The sequence below is a fragment of the Corallococcus terminator genome, assembly GCF_049194865.1.
In the GTDB taxonomy this organism is placed as follows: domain Bacteria; phylum Myxococcota; class Myxococcia; order Myxococcales; family Myxococcaceae; genus Myxococcus; species Myxococcus terminator_A.
In genome coordinates this window covers 207,845-227,500 of sequence record NZ_JBLZWL010000009.1, presented here as the reverse complement: position 1 = coordinate 227,500, position 19,656 = coordinate 207,845, and the positions used below count along the sequence as shown (strand labels likewise).

Below are 19,656 nucleotides of genomic sequence, written 5' to 3'. Positions count from 1 at the left end.
CCCGCAGCCGCCGCTCCAGCTCATCCATGGAGGGCGGGAGCACGAAGATGGTGACCGCGTCGGGGTGCTTGCGCTTGATGGCCTGGCCGCCCTGCACGTCGATGTCGAAGATGGCCACGCCTCGACGGGCGCGAGCAGTATCCACCGTCGACTGGGGGCTGCCGTAGAAGTGGTTGTGGACCTCCGCCCACTCCACGAACTCGCCGCGTTCGATCTTCGCCTGGAAGGTGGCGACGTCCACGAACTCGTAATCCACCCCTTCCTGCTCCTTGCCCCGGGGGCGGCGCGTCGTGACGCTGATGGAGAAGTTCGCCTGCGGCGTCTCCTTGAGGAGCCGATGGGCAAGGGTGGTCTTCCCCGCCCCGGAGGGCGCGGAGAGGACGAGCAGCAGACCGGGCTGAAGGATGGTGGGTTCGCTCATTCGACGTTCTGCACCTGTTCGCGGATGCGCTCGACTTCGGCCTTCATCGAGACCACGCGCACGGAGATCTCCGTGTGCTGGCTCTTGGAACCGGTCGTGTTCACCTCGCGGTGCATCTCCTGCACGAGAAAGTCCATGCGACGGCCCGCGGGCTCGGTGCTCATCATGAGCGCGCGGAACTGCTCAAGATGGCTCGCCAGACGAGTGACTTCCTCGGCGATGTCCGTGCGCTCGGCGAAGAGCACCACTTCCTGCGCCAGCCGCTGCGGGTCCACCGCGACGCCGCGCGCCAGCTCCGCCACCCGCTCCGTGAGCCGCTGCTGGTAGTCCTGCACCGCGCGGGGAGCGAGGTGGGCCACTTCGCGGCTCCAGCCTTCGATCAACTTCAGTCGCGCGTCCAGGTCGGCATGAATCGCCTCGCCCTCGACGAGCCTCATCTTCTCCAAGGCCCCGAGCGCCTGGTCCAACGCCTCCGTCACCGCGGGCGTCGCCGACTCCAGATTCACGCCCTTCTCTTCCAGGCGCACGACACCCTGCTGGTTGGCTACCTGGGACCAGGCCACGTCCGCCGGGAGGCCCAGCTCCTTGGCCAGCTCGCGGAAGGTGCGCAGGTACTCGCGCGCCAGGTTCAGGTCCACCGTGGGCACCGTCCCGGTTGCAGTGGAGGACTGCCGCTTCACCAGCAGCTCGACCGAGCCACGGGCCAGCCGGTCCTTCACCTGCTTCGTGACGCTCGGCTCCAGCGACGTGAGCTCTCGAGGCAGCCTCGCCTTCACCTCGCAGAACTTGTGATTGAGGGAGCGCAACTCCACGGAGACCTCTTCGTCCCCCACGCGCGCACGGCCCGCGCCAAACCCGGTCATGCTCTTCAGCATTGGGCGGTTGCTAGGGGCTTTCCGTCCGCAGGTCAAGCAGCGTGCTTGCACCCCTTTCAGTTCTGTGTAGGGTCCGCGCCGCGATGGTCTGGCATAAGCGGCTCGAGTTGTGGGCGAAGCTGGCGCTGGCACTCGTGGCGTCCCTGCTGTTCTGGCGCCCCGGCCGCCGGCTCCGTCCCGGAAGTTCCCTCCCCGTCCCCCGGAAGGTGCTGCTCGTGCGGCCGGACAACCGCGTAGGAGAGGCTCTCCTCACCACCCCCCTGCTGCGCACCCTCAAGGCCCACGTGCACCCCACCCCCGAGGTGCATGTGCTCGTTCACGCCAAGGTGGCCCGCGTCCTGGCCGGGCACCCCGACGCGGACCAGGTCATCGCGTTCGACCGGCGGCGCATCTGGATGGGGCCACTGGCCCCGGGAATCCGAGCCCTCCGCCGCGCCGGGTATGACCTGGTGGTCGACTGCGCCAACTGGGAAGCCCCGTCGGTGACGAACGCCCTGGTGTCACGCCTCGCGGGCCCTCGGGCCGTGGTCATCGGGCCGAGCGTCTGGCCGGTGTCCAGCCTCCACTCCCTGTCCGTCCCGGCCCGTGCCGACAGCCGTAACGAGGCGCTTCAGCGCACCCACCTGCTGACCCCTGTCACGGGCGACTCGCTGGCGCGAGGACTCTCCTTCCGCGAACCCAACATCAGCGCTCCGTTCCGTGCCTTCCTGGAAGCGGACGCCAGCACGCCCAAGGCGGTCATCAACCCCGGGGGCCGGCTGGGACCTCGACGCATCCCGCCCGAGGCCTTCGCCGCGGCGGCTCGCGCGCTCCTCGAATCCGGCCGCGTTCCCATCGTCACGTGGGGCCCCGGCGAAGAAGACCTCGCCCGCTCCGTGGTGTCGGCTGCTCCCGGCGCGCGACTCGCGCCCGCAACAAACCTGGACGAGCTCGCCGCGCTCATGCGCGCCGCGGGCCTCACCATCTGCAACAACACCGGGCCCATGCACCTGTCGGTGTCAGTGGGCGCTCCGACGCTGGCGTACTTCCTCCGCATGGACATGGAGCGGTGGGGCCATGCGTATGCCCCGCACCGGATGGTCGACCTCACCAGCCTCGTCGACGGCGCTGGAGGTCAGGGGCTGGAGGCTCGCGCAGCCGAAGAGGCTCGCTCGTTCGCGGCGCAGCTCCCTCGTTAGGCAGAGCGACAACTGTTCCTGAACGAAGCTGGGGCAGAGTGGAGGCGGGCGGGGCGCCTGCATTCGTCTCGGAACTCGCGGCTACCTACTCAGGCGCGTCATCCGCTCGTGGAGCAGTTGAGGCACTCCGTCCTCCACGGGCCACTCACACTGGCATCGGGAACAGCGGACCTTCACCTGCTCGTCCTGCACGATGGTGGTGAGCGAGCCCTTGCACTGGGGACAGCCCAGCACCGCCAGGAGCCCCTCATCCAGGGTCGGCATGCCCTACTTCGCGCTCTCACGACCGAGCCGACGCGCCAGCTCCGTCGTGCTGTGGTCCTTCGGGTCACCCGACACCGCAGTGCGCCCACCGTAGGCCCGAACCTCGTCGCCCTCGGGGATGCTGTCCGGCGTGTAGTCCGTGCCCTTCACGTGCACGTCCGGCTTCAACACTCGAATGATGCCGCGCACGTTGGGCTCGTCGAAGACGATGACGCGGTCCGTGCACGCGAGCGCTGCGACCAGCTCCGCACGCTCCCCCTCGGGGATGTGGGGCCGCCCAGGGCCCTTGTACGCCCTCGTCGAGGCGTCCGAGTTCACCGCCACCACCAGCACGTCCGCCAGCTCGCGGGCACCTTCCAGGTACCGCACGTGGCCCACGTGCAAGAGGTCGAACACGCCGTTCGCGAGCGCCACCGTGCGGCCCTCGGCCTTCCAGCGCGCCCTCGCCTCCGCCACCTGCTCGAGCGACTGAATCTTCTCCAAGGTGCTCATCGCGCGCTCCGCAGCTCCGCCAGCAGTTCGTCCCGGGACACCGTCGCGGTGCCCGACTTCTGCACGACCATCGAACCGGCCACGTTCGCCAGCCGCGCCGCCTCTCCGAACGAGGCCCCCGCCGCCAGCGCCAGCGCGAACGTCGCAATCACCGTGTCTCCAGCGCCCGTCACGTCCACCGCCGCCTTCGCGCCGTGCACCGGAATGAGGTCCACCCCTCCGTCCGCGTCGAAGAGCGCCATGCCGTGCCGTCCACGCGTCACCAGCAGCGCGCGACACCCCAGCCTGCGCACCGCCTCATGGCCCGCCGCCAGCATGTCTTCCTGCGAACGCACGGGACGCCCCGCCAACGCCTCCAGCTCTGGCTCGTTGGGTTTGCACACCGTCAGCCCCGAGAACGACGACAGCGCATAGCGACTGTCCACGCACACTGGCAGCCCATCCGCGGCGAGCTTCCGAAGAACCTCGCGCACCTCGTCGTTCAGAACTCCCGAGCCGTAGTCCGAGACGACCACCGCGTCCGCATCCTTCGCCGCTTCGGCCACGTGCTTCGCCAGGGCCTTGCGCACACTCGGCGGAAGCGCCGAGCGCTGGCCTCGGTCCAGGCGCAGCATCTGCTGTCGCGTCGTGCTCACTCCGCCCGCGAGGATGCGCGTCTTCGTCTCGGTCGCCAGGCCTCGTCCACCCACCGCATGCAGGCGAACTCCCGACTCGGAGAACAGGCGGCGCAGCTCGCGGCCCATCTCATCCGCGCCCAGCATTCCGACGGCCGTCACCTGTCCCGTCAGCGCACGGACATTGGCCGCCACGTTCGCCCCACCGCCCAGCTTCACCTCGGCGGACTCGTAGCGGACGATGAGCACCGGAGCCTCCCGGCTCACCCGGTCCGTCTGTCCGTAGATGTAGTGGTCTGCGACAAGGTCCCCCACCAGCAACACCCTGCGGCGCGCGAACGCGAGCGGCAGGCGAGTGGGCAGAGGCGACGAGCGAACGGGCGAGACTGCGGCCATGGCGGCGGTTTGTCCCACAGCCCTCCGCGTCTCACAAGTCGGCAGACGCGCCCGACAGACCGAGCGCTCGACGCAGCTGAGCTTCGCCTTCCAGCACGTCCACCCCCAGCCGGACCTTCCAGGCCGAGAACCCCACGGGCAGACGCACCGCGTCCTTCTCCGTCGTCACGACCTTCACCGCCCCCAGCTTCGCGGCCCGAGCCTCCACGTCGCGCAGCTCGTCCACCGTGAAGCGGTGGTGGTCCGGGAAGAGCGCCGCGTCCAGTACCTCCACCCCGAGAGACCTCAGGGTCTTCAGGAAGCCCCCCGGCCGACCGAGCCCCGCCAAGGCCAACACCCGCTGGCCACTCAGCGCTCCCGAAGGATGCAGCCCTCCCGCTGGGTCCACCCAGGCCGAAGGTCCATAGCGCGCGCGGACGCGAGGGATTCCGTCCCCCTCGGGCGGCAACCCCAGGGTCCTCGCGTCGAATGGTATGGGCGAGGATTCGCTCGCGCCTGGGGCAGTGGACGTTCGCACCCAGAGCAACGTGGCCCTCCGGAGGGACGAAGCGGGCTCTCGCAGCGGGCCCCTCGGCAACATGTGGCCGTTTCCGAGCCCCACGGCTTCGTCCACCACAAGGAGGTTCTCGTCTCGCGCGAGGCGTCGGTGTTGGAAGCCGTCGTCGAGGAGCACCGTGTCCAGGCCGTACTCGTCTCTCGCCCGGTAGGCGCTGGAGACGCGGTCCGCGTTCACGAAGATCCTCACACTCGGGCAGCGGCGCGCGAGCAGCAAGGGCTCATCGCCTGCGTCCTCTACCGAGGGTTGTGACTCCGCCCCCGTGAAGGTGAGCGGCTCTTGCGAGCGACGCCCGTAGCCCCGCGTGAGGATGCCGACCTTGCGGCCCTCGCGCACCAGCAGGTCCGCCAGGTGGAGCACCGCGGGCGTCTTCCCCGTTCCTCCCACGTTGAGGTTGCCCACGGAGACGACGCGGAGGCCTTCCACCCGCTCGGCGCGCAGCAGGCCCAGGTCGTACAGGGCGCCTCGCAGATGCACCGCCGCGGCATAGGTCCACGACAGCGCCATGAGTGGGGACAGCAGGGCTCGCCGTCCCCAGGGCTCGGGCGACGGCGGGTAGAACACCCGCTCGATGGCGGTGGGAGACTCGGGAGCAGGAGTGCTCAAGACCTGGAGGCTCCACACATGGCGTGTCCCGACACGAATCGCCGGGCATCATCGAGGGTCAACATGCTTCCGACACGCTACCAGTCCATGCCATCGCGTACGACTCAGCGCGTGCGCGTCTTCGCCACTTGCGCGTAGAGGGCGAGAACGTCGGCGGCGATGCTCGCATTCGTCGGGTGCGCCACTGGCGCCCTTCGTCCCGATAGTGAAGCGGCCACCACCGCTTCGGGCGTGGGTTCAACGACGCGCGCATCCGCCAGCTCAGGGAGCGCGCCTTCCTCCACCGCCACCACTCGCACCCCACAGGCTCGGGCCTGTGCCGCTGCTCGCGCACTCCAGTCGTTGCCGAGCCCCAACAGCCAGACCTCGTCCAAGACCTTCAGCCACCGCGCGAAGTCCGCGCCCTGCTGATAGCCGGCGAAGACCACTGCCTCCGTCAGCCCCAGTGATGCCACCTGACTCCGCGTCGCCTCCAGCAACCCGCCGTCTCCCACCAGGACGAAGCGCGCCTCAGGCCGCTGCCTGCGGTAGAGCGCGAAGGCCTCCACCCCCACCGCGTGCCGTCGCGACGGCTGGAACGTGGAGACCATTCCCACCAGTGGCGCGCCCTTCAATCCGAGTTCGCGCCGCAACACCTCACGGTCCGACACGGGGCCAAAGCGCGGATCCACCAGCGCGGGGAGCACGCGGGCCGTCTTTCCTCGCTCCGACAAGCGGAGCAGCAGGGAGCTCGCTGGCACCGTGTACGCGTCCGCCGCTGGCAACGAGGAGCGGATGGAACGCGGTGCATGGAGGGAGCGGACCAACACCGCCCCCTCGGGACGTCCCCACCTCGCCAGGAAATGGTCGTGGCTGAAGTGCGAGTGCACCACGTCGACTCGCCGCGCGCGCAGCCGTCGCAAGTCTCGCCACACGCGCCAGGGTGGAGACTTCACCGACAGCTCGAGCCCCTCATCATCCAGCAGCCCCAGCTCTCGCAGCCGTGGCACCGCGGGCTCTTCCGCCGCCACTTCCTCGCGCCGACGGTCCACCGCCACCGTCACCTCGTGCCCGGCCTCCCTCTGCGCCAGCGCGAGCAACGCGACGTTCTCCGCAGGGCCGCTGAAGAAGGGGCTCGCCAGCAGGTGAAGGATTCGCATCCGACTACCGCCCGACCAGCGTTCGGTACAGCGACTCCAGCGCGTGCGCCTCATGCTCCACGCCACACCGACGCCGTGCCTCCTCGGCCGCGTTGCGCCCCACCTCGCGCGCCCGCTCCGGCTCTCGCATCAGCATGTCCAGCAGCTCGCGCAAGGCCTTCACGTCTCCTGGCTCGAAGAAGAAGCCCGTCCGACCATGCTCGATGAGCGTGTCCAGGTACGGCAGCTTCGAGGCCACCACGCAGCAGCCAGAGGCCATCGCCTCCACGTGCACCAGCGAGTACCCCTCCGCATAGGACGGATGCACCAGCACCGTGAGCCCCCGGTACCAGGGCTCGATGACCGACTGCTCGCCGGCCAGGGACACCCTGTCCTCGAGGCCAGCTCGCAGGCCGTTCACCCAATCCAGGTCCGCGCCCTTCGCCAGGCCCACCAATACCGACTGCCACTCGGGATGCTCGGACAGCAACGGACGCACGGCTTCGAGGAAGTCTCCCTGCCCCTTCTCCTTCCGGATACGACCGATGACGCCCACTCCGAAGCGCCCGCCCTGCCCCAGTCGCTCCCAGGCCTGGGCTCGGTCCTCCGGTGGATGGAAGCGCGTCAGGTCGATGCCATGCGAGATGACGGTCGACGGCAACGCGATGACCTCCGCCACCTGCCGCGTCAACGACACCAGCGCATCCGCGCCTCTCGCGATGAAGCGAGTGAAGCCGCTCGGCGCCATCGACGTGTGTCTCGTGAAGACCAGCCGCACCTGACGCCCCACCAACTTCAGCAACATCCCCGCGAGCAGCTCGTTGTTCCGGTGCGCATGCCACACCACCGGCTCCGAACGCGCCCGGCGCAACAGCTCCGGCCAGGAGATTCGCGGCAGCCCATCGCTCAGCCCCGAGCCGATGACTCGCGTCTCCGAGCCCGTATCCTTCACCAACGCGGGGACGACCGACTCGACGTGGCGCGTGACGCCCGTGTACCGCTTGTGGAAATGCGGGTGGACGATGAGCGTCATCGCGGCCCAGCCCTTCCGTGGGGAAAGAGCGTCGTCATCGCCTCGGCGTTCCTCTCACTCGCGCCGGAAATCCGGCTCACTGTCTCCAGGGCTCGCGCCCCCAGCTCCTCGATTCGACCCGGCGCATCGAGCAACTCCGTCAGCCTCGCGTGCAGCGCCTCGGCGTCCTCCACCTGGATTCCTCCGTGCCCCGCGAGCACCGCCACGCTGTCCTTGAAGTTGTCCATGTGCGGACCGAACAACACCGGCTTCCCCTGCCCCGCGGGCTCCAGGATGTTCTGCCCACCGCGCTTCGTGAACGACCCACCCACGAAGACCACCGTCGCCAATCGGTACGCACGCGACAGCTCGCCAATGGTGTCCAGCACCACCACCTGACCTCGCTCCGGATTCCCCTGCGAGCGAAGGCCGACACTCAAGCCCGCCTCACGCGCCAGCGCAGCCACTCGGGGCGCACGGTCCACGTACCTCGGCGCAATCACCAGCCGCAGGTCCGGCCACCGTGTGAGCAGGCGCCGGTAGACGCCGAGCAACACGTCCTCCTCGCCCTCGTGCGTGCTGCCCGCAATCCACACCCGGGCGTCGACTGGGAGCCCGAGCGCCTCGCGCAACACGTCGTCCTCCACCGCCGGCCCCGAGGCCAGCGAGTCGAACTTCGTGTTCCCCGTCACCAGCACCCAGTCCGGTCGCGCCCCGAGACTCCTCGCCCGCTGCGCCTCGTCCTCGTGACGCATCAACATCAGGTCGAAGTCCTTCAGCGGATTGCCGATGAGCCTGAACAACCAGCGGTAGCGCTCCACGTTCGTCGGCGAAAACCGGCCGTTGGTCATCACCACTCGCGCCCCACCCCGCTTCGCGGCACGAATGAGGTTGGGCCACACCTCCGTGTACTCCAACACCAAGATGTCCGGCCGCAGCGCCTTCACCGCCCGGCGCGTCGCCCCCCACAAGTCATAGGGCGCGTAGACGACCCCATCGATGTCCTTGGCGAGCCGGCCCGTCGCCATCGCATGGCCGCTGTCCGTCATCGTCGACAGGATGAGCTGGCACCCCGGGAAGCGCGCCCGCAGGGGACCGAACATGGGGGACAGCGCCAGCAGGTCTCCCGCACTGGCGCCGTGCAACCACACCACCGGCCCGTCCCCTCGTGGGGGTAGCGAGCCCCTCGCGTAGAACCCCAGCCTCTGCCACAGGCCATGACGCGTCTTCCGGTGCAGGCAGAGCGCCGGGAAGAGCAGCGGGAAGAGAAGATACGTAGCGAGGATGTACAGGAGTCGCATGGACGGCTCCCCGGCCCTCTATCAGATGCCAGGCCCCCGAGGCAGTACACGCACGGGGCTCGGGACAATCCACGGTCGCCACTCGGAGCCAAAGAAGCGCCCTGGCCCCTTCGCCCACACCTCCACCCGCACCACGCCCTCCCCCGTCAGCTCCACCGACGTCCCGTCCGGACCCAGCTTGCCCGCGCCCCACACCTCGACTCGGACCGTGTCCACGTCCGGGATGCCGGGCAGGCGCACCTTGAGCACGTCCCCTACCTGGGCTTCCCTGCGCTCGAGGTCCACCCCTTCGAGGGCGAAGCCCTCGGGTTCCCCCAAGGCGCGGAAGGAACACACGGCCCCACCACTCCGCAGCGCCCCCGTCACCAGCGCCGCCGCCACCTTCGCATCCGCCGGCAGGGGCGCGGGAACCTGCTCCGACGGCAGGTACATCGCGAGGGAGCGGAACACGGACTCGTAGGACGGAAGGCCGTGGGCGTCGTGCGCGCAGAACGCGAGGCGAAGTTCTTCTCGTGACAGTTCGAGGAAGCGCTCACCGGGCTCGTCCCCCGGCGCCACGAGCACCATCACCCCGTGCATCGGGTTCGCCAGGTAGGCACCGACGGCCGGCAACAATCGGCTCACGGGATTGCGCAGCGCGTGACGGAAGAAGGTGTCCGCCGAGTACAGCTCGAAGCCCTTCGCCTGACTCGCGCTCTCCGCGTCTGTCCACGGGTTGTGACGCTGCACAGGATGAGCGAGGACCGTCGTCCCTCCCGCCGCGTGCACGGCGCGCACGGCGTCTCCCGCCGGCATCCACCGCTTCATGCCCTCCAGCGGGCGCTCCATCCCGAAGGCGACCAGGTGCCCCGCCGACGTGGAGATCTCGATGCCAGGGACAAGCAACACGCCGTCCACCCACGTGGGCGCGGGCGGGGTGAAGTCGTTGTGGTCCGTGAGCAGCACGAAGTCGAGGCCCGCTGCCTTCGCGGCGCGCGCGACGGACAGGGGCGTGCCTCGTCCATCCGAGCGCGTGGTGTGCACGTGGAAAGCGCCCCGGACCCACTTCGGCGCTCCCTCCTGCGGCGGAATCACCGGGTAAGTCGCATACGAGGCGGGCAGTGCGAAGAAGCCGCAGAGCCCCAACAGCAGCAATAGCAGACCGACCAGCGCACGGACCGCCTTGCCTGCGTACTTGCGAAGCGGGCTCATGTTCGGCTCCGCCCCGTCACGCGGCGCCTCGCTCGACGGGCCCCTCCGTCTGCATCCGCCACAGGGCCGCGTAGCGCCCACCCTTCTGGAGCAGCTCCGCGTGCGACCCACTCTCCACCGCGCGGCCCGCCTCCATGACGTGCAGCACGTCCGCGTTCACCACCGTCGACAACCGGTGCGCGATGACCAGCGCCGTACGCCCCGGCAACACCGCCGCCAGCGCGGCCTGCACCTCGCGCTCGCTCTCCGGGTCCAGGCTGCTCGTCGCCTCGTCCAGAATCAGCACCCGCGCGCGCGCCAGCACCGCTCGCGCGATACACAGCCGTTGCCGCTGCCCACCGCTCAGCGTCACGCCCCGCTCACCGATGCGCGTGTCGTAGCCCTGCGGCAGCACGCGGATGAACCCGTCCGCGTTCGCGACCCTCGCCGCCGCTTCCACTTCCTCGCGCGTCGCGTCCGGCCTCGCGTAGCGCAGGTTCTCCAGCACCGAGCCCTGGAACAACAACGGCTCCTGCGTCACCAACGCGAACTGCTCGCGCAGGCTCGCCGCCGTGTAGCGGTCCATGTCCACGCCATCCAGCAACAGCTGGCCCGACCGGGGCCGCTCGAAGCGCAAGAGCAGCGTCGTCACCGTGCTCTTGCCGCCACCACTGCCACCCACCAGCGCCGTCACCTGGCCCGACTTCAGCTCCAACGTCAGCCCATCCAGCGCGGGACGGTCGCCATACGCGAAGCGCACGTCCTCCAGGCGAATGCCCTTTGACAGGGGCGGCGCCGGCACCGCGTCCGGCGCATCCAGCACCGGGTGCTTCAAGTCCAACAGCGCGAACAGCCGCTCACCCGCGGCCCCCGCCTGCATCGCGAACTGCGTCACCCGGCCCAGGTCCTTCACGGGCTGGTACACCAGGATGACCGCCGTCAGCAGCGACAGCAGGGCCTCCGGCTCCATCAGCCGCGCACCCGCCGCGTAGGCCAACGCCCCCGCCAGCGCCGCCGCCGCCAGGACCTCCATCACCCCCGGCACAGCGCCTCGCGCCCACGCCGCTCCCACCACCGCGTCTTCATGCGCCTTCGCGTGCGACGCGAAGCGAGCCAGCTCCGCCGACTGTCCGTTGAAGGCCTGAATCGTCCGCAGCCCGCCCAGTCCCTCGTGAAGCTGACCCGCCAGGTGCCCCAGCTGCGTCTGCCCCTCACGCGTGCCCTTCAACACCTTGCGCGTCAGCTTGGACGCGGGCAGCGCCGCCAGCGGAATCACCACCAGCATCAAGCCACCCAGCAGCGGGCTCATCGACAGCGCCACGCCCGCCAGGATGATGACCTGGAGGCTGTCGCGCAGGTACGAGCCCACCGTGTACATCGCCGCCGCCTCCACCGCCGTGACGTCCGAGGAGAACCGGCTGAGCAAGTCACCCTGCCGCTCGCGCGCGAGCTGCGCGGGGGACAACGACGTGAGCTTCATGAACAGCTCGCGCCGCACGTCCTTCACCACCCGCTGCGCGAACAAGCCCATGAAGTAGAACTGGCCCAGATACCCCACGCCCTTCACCGCGCCCACCACCACCATCATCAGCGGGAAACCCCACAGCGCCGCGTCGCGCGGCAGGCTCGACAGCCACGGGACGCTGTTCGCGCCAGTGAAGCCGTCCTCGCCCCCCGACAACAGGAAGTGCAGCGCGGGGCCCGTGAGGTACGCGTACGCCCCCGTCGTCAACCCCACCACCGCCATGCACACGAACGCCACCGCCAGCACCGCCACATGCGGGCGCGCGTAGCGCAACAGTCGCAACAGGGTCCGCCGCATTCCCTACCGTCCCACCTTGCGCAACGCCGCCTTGGCCAGCTGCGAGTACGGGTTGTACTCCAGCACCTTCAGCAGCTTCTTGCGTGCCAACGGCGCGTCTCCCAGGTCCGTGTCGATGATGGCCGCGATGATGTGCAGCCGCTCCACATACGGCCCCAATGACAGCGCCTTCTTCAAGACCTTCTGCGCCTTCTGCGCCCGCTGGACCAGGGGACCGCCCGACGCCTGGTACGTCGCCCAGGCAAGGAAGGAGTAGTACTCCGGCTCGCGCGGGTTGAGCGACACCGCTTCCTCGAACGCATGCATCGCCGACAGGAAGTCGCGACGCTTCAACGCGGACTCGCCCCGGCGCAATGCAATCTCAGCGTCCACCACCACCGCCGTGTTCCGCCCCACGTCCAGCTTGCTGAACAGGTACTGGAGATACGCCTTGCGCTTCTCCTCCACGCTCAGCACCCGGTACGACGCGGACAGCTTCTCCTGCACCGAGTCCAGCAAGTCCTTCAGGTCGGAGATGTCGAACTCGGCCAACGTGTCGGGATGAAAGCGCATCGCCGTCTCGTGGTACGCGCGCTCCACCGCCTCCGCGTCCGCCGCGATGTCCAACCCCAGACTTCCGAAGTAGCTGCGGGTGATGATGCGCACCGCCTCCTCACGCAGCGACGCCGCCGTCTCCACCGGCAACGACTTGCGCTTGCGCGGGCCAATCCTGTCGGGCACCACCGCCGCCGACAGCACGTCCGCCCCCGTCGCCACCGGCGTCGCGGAGAACGTCACCCCACCCGTCAGCTTCAAGAACCACAAGAGCGAGTACGCCGCGCTCAGCTCGCCCCGGCCATGCGCGAGCAGCTCCTTCAGGACGATGCGGCCATTGACCTGCATGGCGATCTTGATGTCGTCCGTGTCCAGCGCCATCGCCTGCAAGTCACGACCGAAGTCGGACGAGCGCACCGGGTACTCCCCCAGGTTCGCTCGGAGCGACGCCGCCATCACCTTCAACGGGAAACAGCGCCGCGCACCCTCGAGCACCTGCGCCAGCGGCGGCAGGTCCACCGAGGCGACCTCCGTGGTGAACTCATCGCCCGAGTAGAAGGCATACCGGCCCTCGCGCATGCCCAGCACCCGCGCCAGCTTGTCGCGCGTGTAGTCACGCAACAACTGCGACAGCTCCTCCCCCGCCGCCTCCACCCCCGCCTCCGCCAGCGCGGAGCCGATGCGCAACCCGGAGGCCAGCGCCTCCAACACCCGGTCCGCCTGCGCCGCCGTCGCCAGCTTGCGCTCGACGAGGTAGCGCGGAAGCGAGTCGTCCTTCGCCGACGAGTCGAAGCTCACCGGCCCACCGCGCAGGAAGTACACCCGCCGACTCAGGCCTCGGTGCGCCGCCACCAGCACACCATCCCTCCGCAGCCGGTAGATGGAGTGCAAGAGCCCAGGCAGCGGATAGCCCTTCAGGTCGCCGCTGTTCACCGCCGGACGTGACAGCGTGGCCGCCAGCCCCGTCAGCGGCACCGCCTGCGCCGCGCGCACCAGCGACTCCAGGCGCGGCACCAGCTCGCCCGGCTTGAGCGGGTCCGCCACGTACGCGTTCACCTTGAGGTCCAGCACGGAGTTCACGCCGCGAGCCCGGCCCAAGTGCCCCTTGTCGATGGCGACAATCGGCACGCGCCCGCCCTGGCTGTGCCCTCGGATGAGGTGCACCACATGCGCGCCATCCACGCGGGGAAGGTCCACCGACAACACCATCACATCCGGGTTGTCCGCCGCGAAATGCTCCAGCACCGCGATGGGGTCATTCACCGCGCGCACGGAATACCCGGCCTGGGAGAGCAGACCCGTCAGGTGTTCGAGCGTGGGGGGATGGCTCTCGGCGAGCAGAAGCGTCTTCAAGGGTAGCGCAGTCTACACCTTCACCCTGGCTTGCATCAGGGTACGATGCGCCCCCCTTACATGACGCCCCCGCCCCGAATCCTCGTCGTGGCAGGCGAGGCCTCCGGCGACGCACACGCCGCAGAGCTCGTCGCCGCCCTCCAAGCCCAACGCCCGGACCTCACCTTCTTTGGCATGGGCGGCTCGCGCCTGGCCGCTCGGGGAGTGGAGCTGCTCTTCGACGCCCGCGAGGTGTCCGTCATGGGCATCACCGAGGTCCTCCCCCGGATTCCGCGCATCCTTCAAATCATGAAGGGCCTGGCCCACGCCGCCGCCGAGCGCCGCCCCGACGTCGCCATCCTCGTGGACATCCCCGACTTCAACCTGCGGCTGGCCGAGAAGCTCAAGGCCCAGGGCATCCCCATCGCCTATTACATCTCGCCGATGATCTGGGCGTGGCGCCGGGGCCGGGTCCGCACCATCAAGCGGCTGGTGGACCGGATGCTGTGCATCCTCCCGTTCGAGGAGGACTTCTACCGCGAGGCCGGCGTGAGCGCCCGCTACGTGGGCAGCCCCGTCGTCGAGCAGGTCCCCGCCCCCGACACCGCCGTCGCCTTCCGCGAGCGGCTGGGCCTGGCCAAGGACGCCCCCACGCTCGCGCTGCTTCCGGGCAGCCGGATGAGCGAGATTCGCAGGCTCCTGCCCGCCATGGTGGACGCCGCGAAGCGCTTGTCCGCCGAGCGCCCCGGCCTCCAGGTCGTCGTCCCCGTGGCGCCCACCATCCCTCGTGAGGAGGTGGCCTCCCGCTTCGCGGGGAGCGGCCTGACGCCCGTGCTGGTGGACGGACGGGCCCCGGAGGTCGTGGGGGCCAGCGACGCGGCGATAGTCGCCTCGGGTACAGCCGTGTTGGAAGCAGGACTGATGCAGCGGCCCCTCGTCGTCATCTACCGGGTGTCGCTCATCTCGTACTGGGTGGGCCGGCTGATGCTGAAGGTGGCCTTCGTGTCCCTCATCAACCTGCTGGCGGGCCGGCGCGTGGTGCCGGAGCTGCTCCAAGGGGAGATGACGCCCGAGCGCATCGCGGACGAGGTGCGCCGGGTGTGGACCCCGGGGGCCCCCCGAGAGGAGATGCTCAAGGGCCTGGCGGAGGTGCGGGGGCGGCTGGGCGAGGCAGGGGCCGCCACCCGGGCGGCGGAGTCGGTGATGGAGCTACTGCCCCCGCGCGCCATTTAGGGTATGTCGGCCCGGCCATGAACCATGCGCTGGTCTGCATCCCCACCTACAACGAGCGGGAAAACATCGAGGCCATCACCCTGGCGGTGCTCAAGGCCGACCCCCGCGTCGATATCCTCGTCGTCGATGACAACTCGCCCGACGGCACGGGGCAGATCGCCGACCAGCTCGCGGCGAAGGAGCCGCGCGTGCGCGTCCTGCACCGCGAGAAGAAGGAGGGCCTGGGTCGTGCCTACCTCGCCGCCTTCCGCTGGGCCCTGGCAGAGGGCTACACGTACATCCTGGAGATGGACGCGGACTTCAGCCATGACCCGCGCTACCTGCCCGGCCTGCTGGACGCGGCCGAGGCAGGCGCCGACCTGGTCCTGGGCTCGCGCTACGTCACCGGCGGCGGCACGGTGAATTGGGGCGTCGGCCGGCAGGTCATCAGCCGCGGCGGCAGCCTCTACGCCCGCACCATCCTGGGCGTGGGCGTCTCGGATTTGACGGGCGGCTTCAAGTGCTTCCACCGTCGGGTACTGGAGGCCATCGACTTCAATGCCGTGCACAGCACCGGCTACGCGTTCCAGATTGAACTCACCTACCGCACGCTGAAGAACGGATTCACCGTGCGCGAGGTTCCCATCATCTTCGAGGACCGGCGTGTGGGACACTCGAAGATGAACAAGAAGATCTTCGCCGAAGCGCTCACCATGGTGTGGAAGCTGCGCCTCACCGTCTAGAGAAGAAGGGCGTGCGGTGATGAAGGTCTACCTGGCGCAATTCCTCGTCGCGCTTCCGGCCATCTTCTTCGTGGTGGACCCCATCGGCGTGGTGCCGCTGTTCCTGGCGATGACGTCCGGGGACTCGAAGGAGAAGATCCGCCGCACGGCGATGCGCGCGTGTCTGGTGGCGTGCGGGCTGATGACGTTCTTCGCCCTCTTCGGCACCATCATCTTCAAGGTGTTCGGCGTGTCGCTGGGGGCCTTCCGCGTCGCGGGCGGAATCCTCCTGCTCATCACCTCGCTGGACATGCTCCGCGCCCGGCCTTCGGCGACGCGCACCACGCCCACGGAGGAGCAGGAGGGCGCGGTGAAGGAAGACGTGGCCATCGTCCCGCTGGCCATTCCGCTCTTGTCCGGCCCCGGGGCCATCGCCACCGCCATGGTGCTGATGGCCCGAGGCAACTCGATGACCGCCACCCTTCCGGTGCTGGCGGCCATCATCCTCACCTTCGTGGCCAGCTACTTCATCCTGCGCGCCTCCGGCCTCGTGCAGCGCGTGCTGCGTCAGTCCGGAGTCGCCATCGTCGAGCGCGTCATGGGGCTCATCCTCGCCGCCATCGCCGTGCAGTTCATCGCGGACGGCGCCAAGGAATTGCTCAAGTAACTCACTTACCCGCGACCCACTGGGGGCCCGCGCGAGTCAACGTGCCCTGCGGCGTGCCTTCCAGGGTGAGCTCGTCCGGCCCGGAGCGGCGCGCGTCGTACGCGTAGCCCTCGCGCACCTCCTGCAGGTACACCACCACCGCGTCGAGGACGCTCTCCTGGACGACCTTGAAGGTGGCGTCGCCGCAGCGGGGCTCGTCCCCCTCGAAGAAGCGCTCCAGCATGGACTGCTCGGGGCGCCGCACGTACACCCGCACCGGGGTGGGCTCGTGGCGGCCCTGCGCGGCGATCTCCTCCACCATGCGCGACGGCGTCGGTTCCTTCAGCACGGATTGAATCAGTGTGCACTTGTCCGCTTCCACCTCCCGCCTCACGGCGAGCGGCGCCTGATGCGCGCAGCCCGACCCCGCCAGGAGCGAAATACCCACCACGCCCCAGGCCCACCGTTGGAATCCGTCCATCCGTCGCCTCCTCGTCACGTCTTCGCGTCCGCTACAGCTTCCTCCACCGCGGCGAGAAGGGCGCCCCGTCCAGCGTCGGGTCCTCCACCGCGATGATGTACTCGGCCCGGCGGTTGCCCGCCTCCGCCGTCTCGTCCGGAGTGCGCACCGCTGGCGACTCCTCCCCGAAGCCCTCGTAGAAAATCGGCACCTTCAGCCCGCGCTGTCGGAAGGCCGAAGCAATGCTCCGGGCCCGCTTCAGCGACAGCTCACGGTTGTCCGCCGTGGCCCCCACCGTGTCCGTGTGCCCCAGGACGTACAGACGAACCGTCGCGAAGCGGCCGTATTTCGCCAGCGCCTCCGCAATCAACGCATGGCTCCTGTCCAGCTTGCCTCGCTCCGCGGCGGGAATGTCCGCGCGGCCCGAAGCGAAGCTCACCTCTTCATGAGGAATGTCCACGCGCCACGGGAAGAGGTCTACGCCCGTGTAGAAGTCCGATGTGTCGAAGGCTCGGAGGGAAATCTTCATCACCCTGCCCTCGGCGGGTGGCCAGCTCAGGGGAAGCGGCGTGCCCCCCGGCTCACCCTTGAAGGGCACCTCGCCCTCGAAGGCCTTCTTTCCCGTGTCCATCAGCACCGTCAGCTCCACGCGGCCCGCGGGACGGGAGAGCTGGAAGCGAAGCTTGCGCCCCGCGACGTCCACGTCCTCCGGGCGCACGTCCAACCGCAGCGGCCCGTTGAGCTCCGTGTCGAAGGACAGCGGCATGCTGCCCGACTCGGCGTTGGGGAAGCGCACCACCAGCTCGCCCTCGTAGTGGAAGCGCCCTTCGGGCTGCTCCAGTTCGATGCGTCGGGTGATTCCTGGCTTTCCCCCGCCCTTCACCTCGACCACCTTCCCGTCGCCGCGCTTCAGCTTCAGCTCGAAGCCGGCGATGGGTTCGTCGATGTGCACGAGCAATGCCGGGAGCGCCTCACCCACCGCGGCCCGGCCCTCCAGGGACACCCGGATGGCGTCCGCGAACGCGGGAAGCGGAGTTGCGGCGACGAGACTGAGCACTAGTACCAGGCGGGCATTCATGGCGCGGCGTCGACCTCCGGCGTCACGGGCCGCGCTGCAACAGCGGTCCGCATGGGTGGATTCCTCCGCGACAGGGTAGGCGGATGCTCCATGCGAGGAAATGCTTCGCGAGCAAGACGCGCCCGGCGCGACGGAATTCACCCGCGCGCGCCCCATTCCCGCAGGCAGCCGGGGAGGCGTGCTCCGGCTTCCTACCTGCTCCGGGGAGGCACGCTCAGGGCACGCCGACGAGGGTGATGCCCGCGGCGCGCGCGCCCGCGAAGAGCTCCGGCGCGTCCAGCAGCACGGTGCGCCCGGCCTCCAGCGCCAGCACCTTCGCGCCCACTTCCTTCATCACCTCCAGCGTGCGGGGGCCCGCTGCGGGCAGGTCGAAGCGCAGGTCCTGCTGCGGCTTGCAGCGCTTCACCACCACCGCGCCCGCGCCACCCAGCAGGCGACCTCCGCGACGGATGGCCTCGTCGGTGCCCTCCACCGCCTCCAGCGCGAGGACGTGGCCCTGGTGCACCACCACCGTCTGACCCACGTCCGCCTGCCCCAGCAGCACGGCCACCTCACGCCCCAGCGCGACGTCCTGCTCCTGCGCCTGGCTGAGCGGCGGCCCCGCCAGGTGGCCTGGGGGGCACAGCACCTCGCCCAGGAAGTCCGTGGGGGCGATGATGGTGATGCCGCGCGACTCGAAGTCCGCGGCCACGGCGCGCAAGAGCGCGTCGTCCCGGAAGCTGCGCAGGCGGGAGATGATGCGCATGGCGCCCAGGTCCGGACGCGCGTCCTTCAGCGCCTTCACCCGGCCGATGCCGCCCGCCATGGCCGCCTGCTTCACGGAAGCGGACTGGAAGGCCTTCTGGATGCGGTTCACCTGCCCCACGCGCACCCAGGTGAGCGAGGTGACCTCCGAGGCCAGGGCAGGGTCCGTCTCTCCTCGATGGGCCACGGCCACCACCTCCAGCCCCCTCGCCCGCGCCGCGCGCGCGAAGAGGAGCGGAAGCTGTCCGTTGCCCGCGATGAGACCAATCTTGTCGACGACGGGAGGCTCGCGCGCCATGTCCACGGACTAGCGCGTCAGCCCGCGCTTGCTCTGCGCGATGAAGTCCACCAGGTGGTCGACCTCGGGGTGGCCCGCCAGCTCCGCGCGCAGCCGCGCCAGCGCTTCCTGGAGCCCCAGCTTCGAGCGGAACAGGATGCGGTGGGCCTCCTTGATGCGCTCGATCTGCTCCTTGGAGAAGCCACCGCGCTCCAGGCCCACGGTGTTCAGCCCCACCAGCTCCGCCCTGTCCCCCTGCGCCGTGGCGTACGGGGGAATGTCCATGGTCACCATGGCGCCGCCGGAGATGAAGGCGAACCTGCCCAGGCGGGTGAACTGGTGCACCGCCGCCAGGCCGCTGATGATGACGTGGTCCTCCATCGTCACGTGGCCCGCGAGCGCGGACCCGTTGCCGATGCGGCAGCCGTCGCCGACGACACAGTCGTGGGCCACATGGCTGTTGGCCATGAAGAGGTTGCCGTTGCCGACGCGCGTGGCCCCGCCGCCGCCCGCCGTGCCCTTGTGCAGGGTGACGAACTCGCGAATCGTGTTGTCGTCGCCGAGCGTGAGCTCGGTGTCCTCGCCCGCGTACTTCAAGTCCTGCGGGTCCGCTCCCACCGAGGAGAACTGGAAGATGCGGTTGCGCGCGCCGAGCGTGGTGCGGCCCTCGAGGACGACGTGGGGCCCCACGCGGGAGCCCTCGCCTATCGTCACCTGGGGACCAATGACCGAGAAGGGCCCCACCTCGACCGTCTCATGCAGACGCGCATCGGGATGAACCACCGCGGAGGGATGAACCTGAGCCATGTCGTTTCCTCTGCCTCGC

20 protein-coding genes (1 of these 20 running past the window's edge) are annotated in these 19,656 nt (G+C 69.4%); 4 read left to right on the top strand and 16 right to left on the bottom strand.

Annotated elements, in window-relative coordinates:
- Together gmk and ACN469_RS06845 are read right to left on the bottom strand one after the other, a co-directional pair.
- Nucleotides 1-421 carry the 5' portion of a guanylate kinase gene (gene gmk / locus ACN469_RS06850; protein ID WP_498765330.1) on the bottom strand. The gene continues 209 nt to the left of window position 1, outside the view, so 421 of the gene's 630 nt are visible here — the first part of the coding sequence; it begins with the start codon at nucleotides 419-421; its stop codon lies beyond the left edge, outside the window.
- Complete coding sequence (locus ACN469_RS06845; RefSeq protein ID WP_498765328.1) at nucleotides 418-1,296, bottom strand: YicC/YloC family endoribonuclease; 879 nt, start codon at nucleotides 1,294-1,296, stop codon at nucleotides 418-420. The genes gmk and ACN469_RS06845 overlap by 4 nt, the downstream gene beginning before the upstream one ends.
- Nucleotides 1,297-1,379: 83 nt before the next feature.
- Here ACN469_RS06845 and ACN469_RS06840 point away from each other — a divergent pair, with 83 nt between their 5' ends.
- Nucleotides 1,380-2,474: a glycosyltransferase family 9 protein gene (locus ACN469_RS06840; protein ID WP_498765326.1), complete on the top strand. Its 1,095-nt coding sequence runs from the start codon at nucleotides 1,380-1,382 to the stop codon at nucleotides 2,472-2,474.
- 81 nt (nucleotides 2,475-2,555) lie between these two features.
- Here ACN469_RS06840 and ACN469_RS06835 read toward each other — a convergent pair whose 3' ends face one another.
- From ACN469_RS06835 to ACN469_RS06790, 10 genes are all read right to left on the bottom strand, one after another.
- Entirely contained in the window at nucleotides 2,556-2,738 is a 183-nt protein-coding gene (locus tag ACN469_RS06835) for a Trm112 family protein (protein ID WP_498765324.1), read from the bottom strand.
- Between the two features lie 3 nt (nucleotides 2,739-2,741).
- Entirely contained in the window at nucleotides 2,742-3,230 is a 489-nt protein-coding gene (locus ACN469_RS06830) for an adenylyltransferase/cytidyltransferase family protein (protein WP_498765322.1), read from the bottom strand.
- A complete protein-coding gene (locus ACN469_RS06825; RefSeq protein WP_498765320.1) occupies nucleotides 3,227-4,240 on the bottom strand; it encodes a bifunctional heptose 7-phosphate kinase/heptose 1-phosphate adenyltransferase in 1,014 nt (337 codons plus the stop codon). The genes ACN469_RS06830 and ACN469_RS06825 overlap by 4 nt, the downstream gene beginning before the upstream one ends.
- Before the next feature lie 31 nt (nucleotides 4,241-4,271).
- Complete coding sequence (lpxK, locus tag ACN469_RS06820) at nucleotides 4,272-5,402, bottom strand: tetraacyldisaccharide 4'-kinase (protein WP_498765318.1); 1,131 nt, start codon at nucleotides 5,400-5,402, stop codon at nucleotides 4,272-4,274.
- 104 nt (nucleotides 5,403-5,506) lie between these two features.
- Nucleotides 5,507-6,541, bottom strand: coding sequence for a glycosyltransferase (locus ACN469_RS06815; RefSeq protein WP_498765316.1), 1,035 nt, complete (start codon nucleotides 6,539-6,541; stop codon nucleotides 5,507-5,509).
- Between the two features lie 4 nt (nucleotides 6,542-6,545).
- Nucleotides 6,546-7,553 (bottom strand): glycosyltransferase family 4 protein, encoded by a 1,008-nt coding sequence (locus ACN469_RS06810; protein ID WP_498765314.1) that lies wholly within the window; start codon nucleotides 7,551-7,553, stop codon nucleotides 6,546-6,548.
- Complete coding sequence (locus tag ACN469_RS06805; protein ID WP_498765312.1) at nucleotides 7,550-8,833, bottom strand: 3-deoxy-D-manno-octulosonic acid transferase; 1,284 nt, start codon at nucleotides 8,831-8,833, stop codon at nucleotides 7,550-7,552. The genes ACN469_RS06810 and ACN469_RS06805 overlap by 4 nt, the downstream gene beginning before the upstream one ends.
- 21 nt (nucleotides 8,834-8,854) lie before the next feature.
- Nucleotides 8,855-10,024, bottom strand: coding sequence for a CehA/McbA family metallohydrolase (locus ACN469_RS06800; RefSeq protein WP_498765310.1), 1,170 nt, complete (start codon nucleotides 10,022-10,024; stop codon nucleotides 8,855-8,857).
- 16 nt (nucleotides 10,025-10,040) lie between these two features.
- A complete protein-coding gene (locus ACN469_RS06795) occupies nucleotides 10,041-11,825 on the bottom strand; it encodes an ABC transporter ATP-binding protein (protein WP_498765308.1) in 1,785 nt (594 codons plus the stop codon).
- Nucleotides 11,826-11,828: 3 nt separating this feature from the next.
- Nucleotides 11,829-13,712, bottom strand: a complete 1,884-nt coding sequence (locus ACN469_RS06790; RefSeq protein WP_498765306.1) for a DUF4388 domain-containing protein — start codon at nucleotides 13,710-13,712, stop codon at nucleotides 11,829-11,831.
- Nucleotides 13,713-13,772: 60 nt separating this feature from the next.
- Between ACN469_RS06790 and lpxB the strand changes: the two genes are divergently transcribed.
- From lpxB to ACN469_RS06775, 3 genes are read left to right on the top strand one after another with little or no spacing between them, the layout of a single operon-like run.
- Complete coding sequence (gene lpxB / locus ACN469_RS06785) at nucleotides 13,773-14,924, top strand: lipid-A-disaccharide synthase (RefSeq protein ID WP_498765304.1); 1,152 nt, start codon at nucleotides 13,773-13,775, stop codon at nucleotides 14,922-14,924.
- Between the two features lie 17 nt (nucleotides 14,925-14,941).
- Complete coding sequence (locus tag ACN469_RS06780) at nucleotides 14,942-15,646, top strand: polyprenol monophosphomannose synthase (RefSeq protein ID WP_498765302.1); 705 nt, start codon at nucleotides 14,942-14,944, stop codon at nucleotides 15,644-15,646.
- Nucleotides 15,647-15,665: 19 nt separating this feature from the next.
- On the top strand, nucleotides 15,666-16,292 hold the full coding sequence (locus ACN469_RS06775; RefSeq protein WP_498765361.1) for a MarC family protein: 627 nt from the start codon (nucleotides 15,666-15,668) through the stop codon (nucleotides 16,290-16,292).
- A gap of 1 nt (nucleotide 16,293) precedes the next feature.
- Here the strand turns inward: ACN469_RS06775 and ACN469_RS06770 are convergent, their stop codons facing one another.
- The 4 genes from ACN469_RS06770 to lpxA form a co-directional block, all read right to left on the bottom strand.
- Entirely contained in the window at nucleotides 16,294-16,752 is a 459-nt protein-coding gene (locus tag ACN469_RS06770) for a hypothetical protein (RefSeq protein WP_498765300.1), read from the bottom strand.
- 31 nt (nucleotides 16,753-16,783) lie between these two features.
- Nucleotides 16,784-17,809: an OmpA family protein gene (locus tag ACN469_RS06765; RefSeq protein WP_498765298.1), complete on the bottom strand. Its 1,026-nt coding sequence runs from the start codon at nucleotides 17,807-17,809 to the stop codon at nucleotides 16,784-16,786.
- A gap of 214 nt (nucleotides 17,810-18,023) precedes the next feature.
- The gene (locus ACN469_RS06760) at nucleotides 18,024-18,851 is read right to left on the bottom strand and encodes an LpxI family protein (protein ID WP_498765296.1); all 828 of its coding nucleotides are present in this window, start codon (nucleotides 18,849-18,851) and stop codon (nucleotides 18,024-18,026) included.
- Nucleotides 18,852-18,860: 9 nt separating this feature from the next.
- A complete protein-coding gene (gene lpxA, locus ACN469_RS06755) occupies nucleotides 18,861-19,637 on the bottom strand; it encodes an acyl-ACP--UDP-N-acetylglucosamine O-acyltransferase (protein ID WP_498765294.1) in 777 nt (258 codons plus the stop codon).
- Between the last annotated feature and the right edge of the window lie 19 nt (nucleotides 19,638-19,656).